This is a genomic window from Pseudanabaena minima str. Chao 2107, assembly GCF_051131155.1.
In the GTDB taxonomy this organism is placed as follows: domain Bacteria; phylum Cyanobacteriota; class Cyanobacteriia; order Pseudanabaenales; family Pseudanabaenaceae; genus Pseudanabaena; species Pseudanabaena minima.
In genome coordinates this window covers 1,780,005-1,792,929 of the sequence record NZ_CP159508.1, presented here as the reverse complement: position 1 = coordinate 1,792,929, position 12,925 = coordinate 1,780,005, and the positions used below count along the sequence as shown (strand labels likewise).

At 40.7% G+C, this 12,925-nt stretch carries 18 protein-coding genes and 1 tRNA gene; 10 read left to right on the top strand and 9 right to left on the bottom strand.

What is annotated here, in order from left to right:
• Nucleotides 1-20: 20 nt before the first annotated feature.
• A tRNA-Ala gene (locus ABM313_RS07900) sits at nt 21-93 on the top strand.
• A 4-nt stretch (nt 94-97) separates the two neighbouring features.
• Here the strand turns inward: ABM313_RS07900 and ABM313_RS07895 are convergent.
• The 4 genes from ABM313_RS07895 to ABM313_RS07880 all read right to left on the bottom strand — a co-directional run bounded on the left by ABM313_RS07895 (nt 98) and on the right by ABM313_RS07880 (nt 3,836).
• Nucleotides 98-532 (bottom strand): hypothetical protein, encoded by a 435-nt coding sequence (locus tag ABM313_RS07895; protein WP_434687102.1) that lies wholly within the window; start codon nt 530-532, stop codon nt 98-100.
• Nucleotides 533-541: 9 nt separating this feature from the next.
• Nucleotides 542-1,696: an AAA family ATPase gene (locus ABM313_RS07890; RefSeq protein ID WP_434687101.1), complete on the bottom strand. Its 1,155-nt coding sequence runs from the start codon at nt 1,694-1,696 to the stop codon at nt 542-544.
• A 31-nt stretch (nt 1,697-1,727) separates the two neighbouring features.
• Nucleotides 1,728-2,774 carry a histidinol-phosphate transaminase gene (hisC, locus tag ABM313_RS07885; RefSeq protein ID WP_434687100.1) on the bottom strand — a complete coding sequence of 349 codons (1,047 nt, stop codon included), beginning with the start codon at nt 2,772-2,774 and terminating at the stop codon, nt 1,728-1,730.
• A gap of 135 nt (nt 2,775-2,909) precedes the next feature.
• Complete coding sequence (locus ABM313_RS07880) at nt 2,910-3,836, bottom strand: LysR family transcriptional regulator (protein ID WP_190576029.1); 927 nt, start codon at nt 3,834-3,836, stop codon at nt 2,910-2,912.
• A 19-nt stretch (nt 3,837-3,855) separates the two neighbouring features.
• On the opposite strand from ABM313_RS07880, the gene ABM313_RS07875 reads away from it, so the two are divergent.
• From ABM313_RS07875 to ABM313_RS07850, 6 genes are all read left to right on the top strand, one after another.
• A complete protein-coding gene (locus ABM313_RS07875) occupies nt 3,856-4,968 on the top strand; it encodes a hypothetical protein (protein WP_434687099.1) in 1,113 nt (370 codons plus the stop codon).
• A 268-nt stretch (nt 4,969-5,236) separates the two neighbouring features.
• The gene (locus ABM313_RS07870; protein WP_190576025.1) at nt 5,237-5,731 is read left to right on the top strand and encodes a 2Fe-2S iron-sulfur cluster-binding protein; all 495 of its coding nucleotides are present in this window, start codon (nt 5,237-5,239) and stop codon (nt 5,729-5,731) included.
• A 149-nt stretch (nt 5,732-5,880) separates the two neighbouring features.
• A complete protein-coding gene (locus ABM313_RS07865; RefSeq protein WP_434687098.1) occupies nt 5,881-6,561 on the top strand; it encodes a V4R domain-containing protein in 681 nt (226 codons plus the stop codon).
• Complete coding sequence (locus tag ABM313_RS07860; RefSeq protein WP_434687097.1) at nt 6,558-6,836, top strand: hypothetical protein; 279 nt, start codon at nt 6,558-6,560, stop codon at nt 6,834-6,836. The genes ABM313_RS07865 and ABM313_RS07860 overlap by 4 nt, the downstream gene beginning before the upstream one ends.
• Before the next feature lie 15 nt (nt 6,837-6,851).
• Nucleotides 6,852-7,313, top strand: a complete 462-nt coding sequence (locus tag ABM313_RS07855) for a hypothetical protein (protein WP_434687096.1) — start codon at nt 6,852-6,854, stop codon at nt 7,311-7,313.
• Nucleotides 7,314-7,325: 12 nt separating this feature from the next.
• Complete coding sequence (locus ABM313_RS07850) at nt 7,326-7,982, top strand: V4R domain-containing protein (protein ID WP_434687094.1); 657 nt, start codon at nt 7,326-7,328, stop codon at nt 7,980-7,982.
• Between the two features lie 40 nt (nt 7,983-8,022).
• Here ABM313_RS07850 and ABM313_RS07845 read toward each other — a convergent pair whose 3' ends face one another.
• From ABM313_RS07845 to ABM313_RS07830, 4 genes are all read right to left on the bottom strand, one after another.
• On the bottom strand, nt 8,023-8,505 hold the full coding sequence (locus ABM313_RS07845) for a PAM68 family protein (protein ID WP_434687093.1): 483 nt from the start codon (nt 8,503-8,505) through the stop codon (nt 8,023-8,025).
• 75 nt (nt 8,506-8,580) lie between these two features.
• The gene (gene rpsO / locus ABM313_RS07840; protein ID WP_094532188.1) at nt 8,581-8,850 is read right to left on the bottom strand and encodes a 30S ribosomal protein S15; all 270 of its coding nucleotides are present in this window, start codon (nt 8,848-8,850) and stop codon (nt 8,581-8,583) included.
• A 352-nt stretch (nt 8,851-9,202) separates the two neighbouring features.
• Entirely contained in the window at nt 9,203-9,328 is a 126-nt protein-coding gene (locus ABM313_RS07835) for a hypothetical protein (RefSeq protein WP_094532164.1), read from the bottom strand.
• 323 nt (nt 9,329-9,651) lie between these two features.
• Complete coding sequence (locus tag ABM313_RS07830; protein WP_434687092.1) at nt 9,652-10,371, bottom strand: LuxR C-terminal-related transcriptional regulator; 720 nt, start codon at nt 10,369-10,371, stop codon at nt 9,652-9,654.
• Between the two features lie 466 nt (nt 10,372-10,837).
• Between ABM313_RS07830 and ABM313_RS07825 the strand changes: the two genes are divergently transcribed.
• From ABM313_RS07825 to ABM313_RS07815, 3 genes are read left to right on the top strand one after another with little or no spacing between them, the layout of a single operon-like run.
• Nucleotides 10,838-11,257 carry a hypothetical protein gene (locus tag ABM313_RS07825; protein ID WP_434687091.1) on the top strand — a complete coding sequence of 140 codons (420 nt, stop codon included), beginning with the start codon at nt 10,838-10,840 and terminating at the stop codon, nt 11,255-11,257.
• A complete protein-coding gene (locus tag ABM313_RS07820) occupies nt 11,238-11,603 on the top strand; it encodes a YtxH domain-containing protein (RefSeq protein WP_434687090.1) in 366 nt (121 codons plus the stop codon). The genes ABM313_RS07825 and ABM313_RS07820 overlap by 20 nt, the downstream gene beginning before the upstream one ends.
• A gap of 43 nt (nt 11,604-11,646) precedes the next feature.
• Nucleotides 11,647-12,183, top strand: a complete 537-nt coding sequence (locus ABM313_RS07815) for a DUF948 domain-containing protein (protein ID WP_434687089.1) — start codon at nt 11,647-11,649, stop codon at nt 12,181-12,183.
• A 132-nt stretch (nt 12,184-12,315) separates the two neighbouring features.
• Here ABM313_RS07815 and ABM313_RS07810 read toward each other — a convergent pair whose 3' ends face one another.
• Nucleotides 12,316-12,735 carry a Fur family transcriptional regulator gene (locus ABM313_RS07810; protein ID WP_434687088.1) on the bottom strand — a complete coding sequence of 140 codons (420 nt, stop codon included), beginning with the start codon at nt 12,733-12,735 and terminating at the stop codon, nt 12,316-12,318.
• Nucleotides 12,736-12,925 lie beyond the last annotated feature (190 nt).

Here is a 12,925-nt window from a genome sequence, read left to right as displayed (position 1 = left end):
GCTAGTATATATAGCCTGTTGGGGAATTAGCTCAGTTGGTAGAGTGCTGCGATCGCACCGCAGAGGTCAGGGGTTCGAGCCTCCTATTCTCCATTTTTTATAAACTAAGTTGCCGATCAAGCGTAATTCCTGATGAGGCTAATTTTCGTGCTTGGGGACTTCCTTTTAAAATATTATTACCACCTGAACTAATCCAATAAAAACGCTTTTTTGGCTGTTGATTTAATTCAGGAGCATCTGTCACTAAAAATTCTTTTAACCAGCTAAATTTTTTTAAAACCGATGTAACCTCAGATGTATCAGCGCTATGCACCTCAATAAAATATGTTGTTCCGTCATAGCCAATTGCATAATCCCAACGTGAAGCATTACGGTAAATATCCTTAACAGCAGTATCAATATCGACACTACCTTCACACTTTTTTGTGTCAGATGGTCTGACCTTGTTACTATAATTTCCTAACGCTTGCAACCCATTTCTATAAGCATCTTTTAGTAAAGGTGTTGCAGAAATTGCTTCTTTAAAACTCATTTTTAAAATTTAAAGTGTGTCTTGAACTGCTTGAGAAACCACTTCAGATGCTCTACTACTAAAACTAGTTAAACCACCCCAATCAGCAGTTGACAAGTCTTCATCAAATGGATCTAATGATGAAATATCACGAACCTCAACACCATCTTCTTTTTGATCGAAGTAATAGGTAGAAAATTCCTTGTTTTTGAGGATATTTTCAAACAGTTCAGTAATAGGTGGTGATGGTTTTAAATCAAACAGTTGATAGAGATATTTAACATCAGAGTTATTATTCTGTAAGTTGCGAATTGCCCAAACTGCTTCTAAAAGAACAGGTGAATGGGTAGAAATAAGTAAACGGTAGCCTCGATGTAAAAGCTCTAAACACACTAAAATAACGGATAAAATTGCACGGGGATGTAAACCCATTTCTGGTTCTTCAATAACAACATAAACATTTTCTCTTTTTAAATTTGATATGGGCATTAGCCAATAAAGCCCTAAAAGTAAGGGCATAAATTCTCTTTGCCCAGCCGACCAAGCCATAAATGGCAACAAATTACCATTAACATTAATTTGAATGCGTTTACGCATTTCAACTGTATTTAATTCAACTTTAGCGCCATGAAAAATACTGGCATTAAGCGCATCACTTATCTCTTGTTGGAGTCGTCCTGTTTGAGGGAAAATAGCATTGTCTTTTTTGCTAAATCCTTGTTGCATTAGTAGGCGAAGATGTTCACTAAAATTACGAACAACATAGGGATCTCCAGTTTCAAAATCATTAAATGAACGCGGCCATCCCTTTTCAAGAGTTAACACACGTTGAGCAGGCATAAAAAATAGACATTCAGGTTCATCAATTCCTAGTTCATTCAGTAATATATCATCTAGATATCTAGCTTTACCCTCAATACTTACTTCTGTCTTATCGCTCCACAGGTTACGCATTCCTTCACCGAAATAAATCTCATTGAAATTGGATATATCTTGTTCCCAATGATATCCATATTTCATAAGAGTATTTCCGATATTCTCGCCATCAAATACTAATTTTATGAGCTGCAATAAGATACTCTTCCCTGTGGCTTGAGCACCGACAAAAAGAGTTAGATCATTAAGATCTATATTTGCACTTTTAATTTGACCTAGATTTTTAATATTAATGTTAATCTCTGTCATAAGAAGTAGCTCATAAGCAAATTAGAAAAGGCTAAAGAATGGATAACAGATCAATTAGAGATTGATTTTGTTCGTTAGTACCGACGGTAATGCGTAACTTATCAGCTAGTCCAGCTTGATTGAAATAGCGGACTAAAATGCCAGATTCTTTGAGTTTTAAATAAATCTCTTCAGCATTGCCTTTTGGTGGAGTGGCAAGCACAAAATTACCGTGTGACTCTAGCACAGTATAGTCAAGATTTTTTAGATCTACAGCAAGTTTAGTCCGTGAGATTTTGACTTTTTCAGCATTAGCATTTTTGGATTCTTGATCGCGCATCGCCGCAGTCCCCACAGCGATCGCTACGGCATCAATGTTATAGCTGTCCTTAACCTTAAATAGCCCAGACAAAAGCTTGGGATTGGCAATACCAAAGCCTAGACGCAACCCTGCTAAAGAATAACCTTTGGACAAAGTGCGTAACACAATCACATTGTCAAATTCTTGCACCAAGGGCAAAGCCGAGTATTCCGCAAAATCGACATATGCCTCATCGATCGCCACAATACCTGAAACTCTTTTTGCCAATTGACGTAAATCATCAAGCGGTACGATATGTCCTGACGGACTATTGGGTGAAGCAATAAAAGTTACAGCACCATTGGCGGCTACAAGTTCATCAATGGGCAACTGAAAATTTTCACCATAGGGGATTTCTACCGTCTCTGATGGCTGCATTGCTGCTAGGGTGCGATAAAGCACATAGGTCGGCATTGGATAAACCACCTTGCGATCGCGACCTTCCGCACAAGCCCTGATCAAAATATTTAAAACATCATCACTGCCATTGCCCACAATTACCCAATCCTTAGGCACACCCAGAGCCTCACTTACCGCTTGACAAAACTCATGGGCAAAGGGATCAGGATAACGCCGCAATGAATCACTATCGATAGTTTGCAAAGCAGCGATCGCCTTGGGCGATGGAGGATAGGGATTCTCATTAGTATTGAGTTTAATGACCTTGATGCCCGACTTTGGTTGTTCTCCAGGAACGTAGCCAGTCATTGCGTCAATAGCGGGGCGGAAGTAGCTCATGGTGACAGTTAGAAAGTAAAAAGTAAAACGTGCATATCGCAAGAAGCTGCTTCTTGCGATTCTTGCGATATATGCGGGCTACTATTGTAACGCGATCGCTTTCAAACAAAAGATGGCGCAAAGCGCCATCTTTTGTTAAGGCTTATCTCGAAAGAACGGTAATACCTCATTACAAAAAGCCTCAGTTGCCTTAGAGCGATAACGATTAGGATTACGAATTTGTAACAACATTCGCTTGATTACCACCCCATCAATCCGAACCTGCTGCAATGCCCCCATTTGCAGCTCCTTTTCGATCGCTGTGACCGACAAAAATGCAGCCCCTAAACCTGCCTGTACTGCATTTTTAATCGCCTCAATTGAATTTAACTCCATGGCGATCGTTAACTGTCGTGGATCAACCCCACTATCCAACAGCACACGATCAATTGCTTTACGAATAGTTGACTGTGAATCAAGAGTAATAAATTGCAACTTATACAACTCTTCAATCGGCAATGATCCCACCTGAGCTAGAGGATGGGAAGTTGGTAGAATTAGCGCTAGTTCATCTTCGGCATAAGGTGTAATCTCTAGAGAGTCTAGTAAATCCGCAGGAATTTCACCACCAATTATTGCCAAATCCACTTGCCCATTGGCTACACTCCAAGCCGTTCGCCTTGTAGAATGGACATGGAGCTGAACCGAGACTTCTGGATATTTCTTACGAAATAAACCAATCATTTGTGGCATGAGATAGGTTCCAGTAGTTTGACTAGCACCTATAATTAGAGTCCCACCATTTAAATTTTGTAAATCATCAATGGCGCGACAGGTTTCTTGGCAAAGGCTTAAAATGCGATCGCCATAGGAGAGTAATAATTGCCCCGCCTCCGTCAACTGTGCTCTTCGCCCCCCGCGATCAAACAATGGCACATCTAGCTGACGCTCTAGGTGCTGGACTTGCAAACTAACGGCGGGTTGGGACACATAAAGACTATCGGCGGCGCGTTTGAAGCTACCCTCAGCAGCGATCGCCTTGAGAATGCGTAATTGGTCTAGGGTGAACGGTATGTCGATCATAGAAGCAGCGTGAGAAAAGATGAGTCGGGAGGTTATTCAAGATTTTTTGCATTTAGCAGGAGTTGTGGGGATTGCCCTCACAAACCGCCGTATGCGTCCTTATTTCTTCGGATTGGATGCCGTATTAGATCGGACAAAACAAGCCTTAGGTCAAGGAGTACTGCAAGTTGTTGAGAATGTACCAGAAGGGTTTGAATCCTTTGAGTTTCACTTTGCTGGTCATGTTGTTTTTATTTACAAGTTAACGCATGGGCTAGTACTACTAGTACTTACAGATAGCGACCTTAAATTGGTTGACTACAGGCGGGGTATTACCAAAATCAAATATTTGATTGAAACAGATACATACAACACAGTCGCATACTTTAAGCTCTTATTAGGTTCAGTAACTCAGCATTCTTTACCAAGCTCAAATTGGAATGACAGAGCGCCTAATGCAACTAATCAAGCGACGAGGCAAGAACCATCAAAACCACAGGGCTTTACTAACGTTGACCATCCTAATTCTGAGGAAATTGCATCTACTACGTCCTCTAGCTCAGTCAACTCAAGACACCAACCTGACAAACAACCAAATGCTACCCCTAGTACAAGAGCAAGTACGACTGCAAGCAATATCAACTTAAGAGCTAGTTCAACTGCAAGTAATGCAGTACGGACTCAATCAAACACAAATAAACCTCAAACACCTCCTGCATCTGCTGCCACATCTTCTAGATCAGCACCTACGAATAAGTCTGTACCTAACAATAACCCTACAAAAGTTACTGATAGTCCTACTAAGCCAGTATCAGCGAAAAATGACCCGCAAGAGTATAAGTTAGATGAACTTTTATCTGCTTTAAATAAACTAAGTCACTTTACAACCCAATATTTAGGTAAAGTCGTAGTTACAAATTATTGGAAATCTAGTCGCCCTACTTCATCTTGGTTAGCCGAATTTGAAATTGATCGCAGTGGGCAAATATCACATCCAAAACAAGTAGCGATCGCTTGCACCCCAGAGCAAATTCAACAAATTCAAGCATGGGTATCCGCTTATATAAAGCGTTGTAAACAAGTAATCCGTAATTTCGATCAAATGCTAGAACAAGACTGTCTTAGCGATCGTCAAAGACAAATCCTACTTTAGGGACTTTGCTGCGCCATCAACAATCTAATGAAAATTCACAAAAGTGTGACAACTCTTTTCTAATTTAAGAACTAAACCCAGTAATTTATTTCAAATTAAAAAATGGCATAGCCATTTTTTAATTTGAAATAAATTATATAAACATAATTGAGATGCTTTACATTTCACTAGAGTAGGCAATTTGGCGGGAACTAGTCTATGCATACACCTTAAATGAGCTAAACTGATCTTTAATATTAAGGGGAACAATTGTAGAGGCAAGCTAATAATGGCTAAGCGTGTAAGGATTGAGCCTATTGCCCAAGTAGCAGATATTGCAACGAATGGTGCATTACTATCTGGCTTAATGGGAGACGAGCTAAGTATTTTAAAAGAATGTGGTGGTCGTGGCATGTGTGCGACCTGCCATGTTTATATCCAAGATGGTATGTCTTCGCTTAGCCCTATGGGTAAACGCGAGCAGCGCACCTTAGAGGTCATTACCACTTGCAAACCTAACTCTAGACTTGCTTGTCAAGCTAAAGTTATGGGTGAAGGTGTTGTCGTTGAACTGCCTGTAGGTATGTATGTTCAATCTATCCAAGATATCGAAGCTTTAATTGGGCGACGATGTGAAAAAGCGCTTCTTAGCCCGATTACTGGTCAGACATTAGTCGAAGTTGGACAACTAATTACCAGATCGGTTGTTCGTCAACTAGAAAATACCAATTTCAGTGTTGGTGAACAATTGGCAAATACGAAAAGAGCCGATGTCTTTGAGTAGAAAATCAGATTATTTCAGATCATCAGATTAAATATCTTTAAATAGCTGGATTAACGCCAAAAAACATTTGTTAAATCTGTTGATCCTCAGGTACGTATTCTCAAGACTAGCTTTGAATTCAATAATTTTTTGGATAGGAGTATTTACTTATGACTGTTGCTGTAGATCGTCCAAATAGCGCAACCAGAGCGAAAAGAAAAAATAATCACTATAGTTTGCAAGATTTTTTGCAGCCTGATTTGGAGAAAGGAATCATCGAAGACTGGAATGGGGCAAGAAATATACTTACCAGTGAAGATTTTATCATTGGGCTACAGGAAGGATTAGAAGATGAAGTGGGAGACGCTTCGGCGGCTGTTATGTATTCGATTGGTTGTGAATGGGGGTTGCAAGATGCATTATTTTTTACAAAATGGTTTGAACGTGATTTTGGACGCAGTATTCGTCAAACTAACTTGCCTTTCTTGCTAGAAACTTGGTGGTGGCCCTTTACATCACAGGGTTGGGGGCGCTGGCAGGTAGACATGAGCGATCGCAAACAAGGGTTTATGTTCATCAGTGTGTTTGACTCGGCTGTTGCTCGTAGCCTTGGTGATGTTGGCAAACCTGTTTGTCACTTGTATGCAGGTTTATTCTCAGGATTCTTTACGCACTTAGTTAATAAAGAGCTGGAATGTATTGAGATTCAATGCTATTCGATGGGAGAAAATTACTGTAAATTTTTACTTGGCGGTAAAAATCGCATTGATGCAGCTTCTTTTTGGCTCAATGAAGGGGCGACGACTCGTGACATCGAAGGCCGTTTGCGAAATGGAGAATTCCTGAAATGAGTACCTCAGATTGGCGGTTACAGCCATTACGCAGTTTTTGGCAGAGTGTAAATTGGGATAATCGGGCAATCGCTCCTGTATCAAGCAATAACGGTAAAGGCACTCCAGCTTTAAGCTTTTTAATGTCCGTTAGAGAGTATTTTCGGGCAATTTCTTGGACAGGAATTCCTGACATTGCTTCTACAGCAGTAGAACTCAAGCCTAGTAGTAATCCTATTGATGAAAGTAATGAAACCCTTGAAGACTTTCTTGATGATATTTCTAAATTCTTTTAAAGCGATATAAGAACTATGATGATGCCGAAGATTCAAGAACTAATTAACCAAGCACAAGATCGCTATCTCGCGACCGATGAGCTAGGACTGATGGAAAGTTACATTAGTTCATTGCCAGATCGCTTAAAACTTTATAAACTAATTCGCGATCGTGAAATTGACCTTTTGCAAGCTGTTGCTGACCAAGTCCCTGCCGAATTACCAAATGTAACCGATGCAGACTTGGAAACTGGGATTAAAAATTTAATTTTGGTATTGCGCTATAGCTCAATGGCTATGCTACTCAATGATGAAAATTTTTTAAAGCAAAGATTGCTGAATTGGTTGGAAGGGATCATGTCTATGCGTGATATGCGTCGCCTCAATGAAACTCTCTACAAATTACTAAACCAAGGATTGCGCCAACAGTTTAGCCCTACGCAACTTGCTTTGATCCAGCCTTTGATTACCGCCGCCCAAGTCACGCTCATCTACTAGAGATAAACCACTATGATTTCTGTCGCCGATCTCATCAAGGAAAATCGCATCCCTTCTAACTTTTTTGACTATAACTCCTACGTCAAAGGGGATCTAGAAATTGGGCTGCTAGAAAATCGACGTGGCGATCGCTTGATAGCAGTTCCTGAAACATTAATCTCGTCACTTTATGCAGGTTTAGCTAAAGAAACTGGTCAGGCATCAAGGTTAGTTCTATTTAACTGTGGCAAGTGGTGGGGGAAAAACTTCTATACACGCTTTACCGAGTCGCTTGAAGAATACTATTCACAGTCACTTGCCGAAATGGATATGATTACCTTCATTCAAAGTTTAAAGGCATGTTGGCAAACCCATGGCTGGGGGAAATTTGAATTCGACCCTCAATATCAAGCTCAAGGTTTTATTCTCATCAAAACCTATAATTCTCCATATGTGCGAGCCATCACTGGCAACACTTTACCGACAGGCTATTTAGAGGCGGGGATTCTAACTTCGTTCTTCACACGCTTAACAGGTCGAGAATTATTAGCAGTCCAAACAACCTGCGAGTCATTAGGTGCTACAGGCAATACCTATATCATTGGCTTACCCGAAAGGCTCCAAATTGTTGATTCATTGCTTGCCGAAGGTTTAACCCACGAGACAATTTTGCAACGAGTACTCAAATAAAAAAGAGACTCGCCAAGCGAGTCTCTTTTTTGTTTGATTGTTATTTTTTATTAGCTTTGACTATTTGTTTCTGAGCTTTCCAAGCTTCAGTTAAATAGCCAAAATTTTTCTTGAATTCTTCGTTGCCCCACCAACTACCAACCCGTCCTTCATCCCAAGACGCAGAGATAGCTCCGTAGCTGAGTCCCACAACTCCAATTCCCAGAAACAACATACTGAGTAAAACAACTGCTGAAGTTGGTAAATCAACTATGTGTTTGCTAACCAGAAAGTAACTAACAATAAAAGTTGTTAGTCCCAAACCTGTGGGAATACCACAGAAAAGAGCAGCTCGTCGAATCATTCGACGATTTACCTCATCAGGTATGCCCAGAGAATTACCACGTTTGACATCTGATGAGGTTGTAACACTACTTTTTTTCGCAACTATAGGAGGAGTAGGTTGAGGCTTTTTAGCTTCTTTTACTTTCTTATTGCGATTATTTGGCTCAAAAGGAATACGTTCTGTGGTCGGTTTACTCACTGTTGCTCCTTAACTTTAGCTTCTTTGTTTTCACTTTTTGACAGTGTGAAGCAAGTCGCCCCTAGACTGTGAAGTCTAGCCTCTCACACCTAGACTTTGGATTAGCTGTTTGTAATGAGCACGATCTTGACTACGAACGTAAGCGAGTAAGCGCTTACGTTGACCAATGATCTTGAGCAAACTACGGCGAGATGAGAAATCTTTAGGGTGTAGCTTGAGGTGTGTAGTCAACTGGGTGACGCGCTCGGTCAATAATGCAACTTGAACATCTGAGGAGCCAGTGTCTGTAGGGTGCTTTTGATATTCAGAGAAGATTTCTAGTTTGCGTTCTTGCAACAGTGCCATGATAAAAACTTTAAACGTGTTTTGAAGTGTACGTGACATAAACTCGACACTAAATGCCAAATTATTAAATTTAGGCATTACCGTGCGGGCTTCCCAACCTCACGATTGGGCATTCCTAGTTGTCCCCATTGCTGGGATTTCGCCACTTATCTAAAAAAGTAAATTTATTTAACTTCTTAGACAGATCGACTGCATAGGCGGTTTCCGTTTCTCAGTAGTCTCTGAGTACAGTATATGGCGATCGCCATGTTTTCTGAAGGTGTTAGCTTTTAGACAGTCTAGCCTAACATATTGACCGCATGTTTTTATACACAAATAAAAAATAAAGCGGCGCATCACGCCGCTTTATTTTTTAATGAGCCGAGCCATTGCCATGATACTTATCGGTGTCGTAAAAGCCATTACGAGTGCCGAAGAACAAACAACTAACTGTAAACAAGATGGTCAAGATCGGCAGAATTACTTTGAGATCGAGCATGTTTTAATGGGTCTGGATAAAATAACGCTAATTTATATATTCTAGACACAAAAAAAGCTTGAGAAGGTAACCTGAAAGGGCTTTCTTAATATTTAATGCCAAAACACAAAACGGCTATGCCGTTTTATGCTTTTATAGCTGTCGCCATTCTAAAAACCAAATAGTGTGAGGCGGCGCAAAACGCCGCCTCACACTATTTGGTTTTTGATTTGTCCTGATACGTAGGTAGCTATAATTCACAAGGGTGTTGTCGCAGTTTTGTGAATTAGTTCAAGTCTTATTTTGAGAAAAGGGTAATGTGGAGTATTACCCTTTTCTTAGGTCTAATTACTACTGCCATCGGTGTTGTCACAGCTATCACCACCACTAGGACGATAACTTTGCTCAAAGGCGTAGCGCACAATCTGTGAACGATTCTCCAGATTCAGCTTAGTCATAATGCTACTAAGGTGAGTCTGCACAGTGCGAGGACTGATTTGCAGACGTTTGCCAATTTCTTTATTAGTAAAGCCTTGGACAACTTGCCAAAAAACTCGCTCTTCGGAAGGGGTGAGTGTTGTTCGAGAAACAGGGGCTGTAGGCTGTTGGAATAACCGCATATGCTCACTAGGTGGGCGATGTGGCTCACGTTTATGGGGTGAGAAAAAGTCTATATCCGTTTTGCCAATGGTCATGCGATCGCCACTTTTTAACAAAATGGGAAAGGTGATCCTTTGTCCACGCATGAAAGAACCATTGCGGCTGCCAAAATCCACGAGATAGAAGCTGCCAGACTCATTATTAGTATTACGAGTCTTAGGATCTCCTTTCATAGAGGATTCAAAGCCATCATTTTTGGACGCTCCCACGATTTGCAATGTGGCATGGTAGCGTGAAACCCATTTATCTGTTAGTACAATTGAGTTGTCATAGCCCCTCCCAATTGTCCAGAAATCTGCGTTTATAAGTGGAATCATTTGCTGCCCCTCATCTGCATGAACGATCAGGTAGGGGTGTGGGTGTAGAAGTGTCACTGAACTATTAGACAACTTTGTTGTGTGCATCTCAATCAATTGCCAATATAACTTATTTATATATTGTGAGACGAGTTTAATAAATTTTGAGTTCCTTTTTTGGATTCATGGCTTTTGCTGACATATTCTGTCACGATGTTTTTGGTATCAATTTTTTGGCATTAGTTTGGCATTAGCTTTACTGCATGATTGATATACTCGCCCATATATAGCAGTCCTATATCATTTGTGGATTTTTTTGTTTGTGGAAGGACACCCCGAAGGGGTGTCCTTCCACAAACCATTTAGGATTGCTATAGCTAGACGAAATAGTTTGCGAGAGGTTAATCCTAAGCATTTCTTACAAATCATTTAATATCATGAATGAATTAGGATTGTCATGGCAGTGAAAACTTTTATCAATATTTAGGTGTGAACTGGGAAAAAATGAAGCATATGCTACTTTTCTCTTGACATTACAAATCTTAAAAATTCTATGATTCCTTGCTAAAAAACAATGATTTGGATTGCGATCGCCATACAGTTAATACTTAGTGCAGCGTTGCTGTGGGCTTCATGGCAGGTCTGGATATTCCGCAATGCGCTCGAAGCGACCGTAAAAACTGTAGATGGATGGACAGATGCTTGTGAAAATGGCTTACAGGTATCTACCCCTAGTATTGAAGTTGCTCGTGGCGGAGTTGATATAGCGCGGAAACAATACCAAATATTGCAAAGCCAATTAGAGAAAATCCGTAAATTGCTGTCTGTACTGGTACGTGGTGTATCCTTTTTAGGGAGTCGTTGGCAACAGTCGCGAAAAAACGCATCGAAAGGTGTGTCAAACTCTCTAAATAAACCAGTCGTCAAGTCAAATAAAAAGTCGTCAGGCAGCAAGTCGTCAGGGAGCAAGCATAATGTCAAACGGCGCAGGTAAATTTTTTGGTGGATTAATGGTAGGTACAGTGATCGGTGCGGCAGTAGGCATTTTATTTGCGCCGCGATCGGGCAAAGAAACTCGTCAAGTTTTGAAGAGATCGGCTCAAGATTTACCTCAGCTAGCTGAAGAATTAGGCTCTAATGTGCAGTATCAAGCCGATCGCTTTACTGAAAAAGCACAACGTACTATCGATGAGGCGTTAGTGCGTCTACAGGATGCGATCGCTACAGGACAAGAAGCTAGTCGCAAGTTACAGGAAGAATTAGCATTATCAATGGGCAGTTCAGCAAATAGTTCGCTTATGGAAGGCGATCGTGATGTTGCCGATGAAGATGAAGAGTAAGTCCTTAAAACAGTCTTTAAAGAGTAAGCACCTATAGGAAATTATGTCAGAAGCGATCTTTCTGCTAGGTTTATCATTTTTATTGGTGGTCGTTTGTCTGACGATTTTGTTGCTAACGGCAATACCTACTTTTCAGGAGTTAGCAAAAGCTGCTAATAGTATCATTCGCTTGGCTGACACCTTGACGCGGGAGTTGCCCGCAACACTTGAGGCAATCCGTATGACTGGTCTGGAGTTAAGTGAGCTAAGTGATGAACTCAATCAAGGGGCAAAAAATGCGGGTGAGGCAGTGAAGCAAGTAAATGAAGGCATCAAGGGTGTACGTCAAGGTGCTTCTAATGCGACCATCGCGACCAAAAGTGCCTTTGCGGGTATCAAAGCTGGCTTAAAATCTCTTGGTCGTCCCCGACGCAAAAAGCGATCGTCTTCGGAGCTATATCAAGAAAATTTACGCTCTGGTAATTTACCTGCTAAAGATCTAGATGAAGAAGGTGATATTTCTAACCAAGATCGGTTAGTTACACCTGATGAAATGCGCTCTGAGGGGTTTATGGGAGATTTGACACCAGAGGAAGATTAAAAGACTGGGCGCAATACGGCGAAGCCCTGATTTTACATCTGTATTTGCGGCGTGCTTTGCACGCCGCAAATAGCGAAAAAGTTAAGAAGCGCCAAGCAATTCTTACCTTTTTTCGCTTTCGTTGAACTGACGTTAACTTTGACAGCGATCGCACAAACCATTGACGGTTACTTCATAGCTATCAATTTTTAAGCCTGAGCGGACTTGTTGAAAGCCTAATCCCTCAAAGCTATTCCATGCAATATCCTCGATCTCACCGCAACATCTGCATCGAAAATGGTGGTGTGGCTCTATATTGGCATCATAGCGACATACACCTTGCTCTAATAAAACTTCACGCACTAATCCAGCATCCCGCAAGGTCTGAAGCGAAAGATAAACAGTTGCTTGAGATGATGTGGGGGCATTTTGATTAAGATCACTTAATATCTGCTCTGCGGTTGGATGATCTTGGCGCTCAAGTAAATTTGCATAAACAGCAAAGCGCTGTGGGGTGACCCGCAACCCTTTAGATTTCAAGATTTCTACAATCCGATCTGCTTGCTTTTGCATATAACCCTCCTCCTAATTATCACTAAATTTTCTAATCTAGTTCTTATGGACTAGATTTGCGTTTTTAGAAACTTAGTGATCGGCTTTTAAAAATTTCCTGAGTAACTAGTACGTTTAATTACTTGTTTGATTACTTGGATCGTCACTATACCACTCCTAATTAAGAACTACAAGTTTATTAAACTTTTTT

Excerpts from the sequence above, each read along its gene's own strand:
- rpsO (WP_094532188.1), bottom strand. The coding sequence starts at position 8,850 with ATGGCACTGTTGCAAGAACGCAAACTAGAAATCTTCTCTGAATATCAA.
- ABM313_RS07860 (WP_434687097.1), top strand. The coding sequence starts at position 6,558 with ATGAGTACCTCAGATTGGCGGTTACAGCCATTACGCAGTTTTTGGCAG.
- ABM313_RS07890 (WP_434687101.1), bottom strand. The coding sequence starts at position 1,696 with ATGACAGAGATTAACATTAATATTAAAAATCTAGGTCAAATTAAAAGT.
- ABM313_RS07835 (WP_094532164.1), bottom strand. The coding sequence starts at position 9,328 with ATGCTCGATCTCAAAGTAATTCTGCCGATCTTGACCATCTTGTTTACA.
- ABM313_RS07850 (WP_434687094.1), top strand. The coding sequence starts at position 7,326 with ATGATTTCTGTCGCCGATCTCATCAAGGAAAATCGCATCCCTTCTAAC.
- ABM313_RS07855 (WP_434687096.1), top strand. The coding sequence starts at position 6,852 with ATGATGATGCCGAAGATTCAAGAACTAATTAACCAAGCACAAGATCGC.
- ABM313_RS07825 (WP_434687091.1), top strand. The coding sequence starts at position 10,838 with ATGATTTGGATTGCGATCGCCATACAGTTAATACTTAGTGCAGCGTTG.
- hisC (WP_434687100.1), bottom strand. The coding sequence starts at position 2,774 with ATGAGCTACTTCCGCCCCGCTATTGACGCAATGACTGGCTACGTTCCT.
- ABM313_RS07880 (WP_190576029.1), bottom strand. The coding sequence starts at position 3,836 with ATGATCGACATACCGTTCACCCTAGACCAATTACGCATTCTCAAGGCG.
- ABM313_RS07895 (WP_434687102.1), bottom strand. The coding sequence starts at position 532 with ATGAGTTTTAAAGAAGCAATTTCTGCAACACCTTTACTAAAAGATGCT.
- ABM313_RS07820 (WP_434687090.1), top strand. The coding sequence starts at position 11,238 with ATGTCAAACGGCGCAGGTAAATTTTTTGGTGGATTAATGGTAGGTACA.
- ABM313_RS07865 (WP_434687098.1), top strand. The coding sequence starts at position 5,881 with ATGACTGTTGCTGTAGATCGTCCAAATAGCGCAACCAGAGCGAAAAGA.
- ABM313_RS07875 (WP_434687099.1), top strand. The coding sequence starts at position 3,856 with ATGAGTCGGGAGGTTATTCAAGATTTTTTGCATTTAGCAGGAGTTGTG.
- ABM313_RS07815 (WP_434687089.1), top strand. The coding sequence starts at position 11,647 with ATGTCAGAAGCGATCTTTCTGCTAGGTTTATCATTTTTATTGGTGGTC.
- ABM313_RS07830 (WP_434687092.1), bottom strand. The coding sequence starts at position 10,371 with ATGCACACAACAAAGTTGTCTAATAGTTCAGTGACACTTCTACACCCA.
- ABM313_RS07810 (WP_434687088.1), bottom strand. The coding sequence starts at position 12,735 with ATGCAAAAGCAAGCAGATCGGATTGTAGAAATCTTGAAATCTAAAGGG.
- ABM313_RS07870 (WP_190576025.1), top strand. The coding sequence starts at position 5,237 with ATGGCTAAGCGTGTAAGGATTGAGCCTATTGCCCAAGTAGCAGATATT.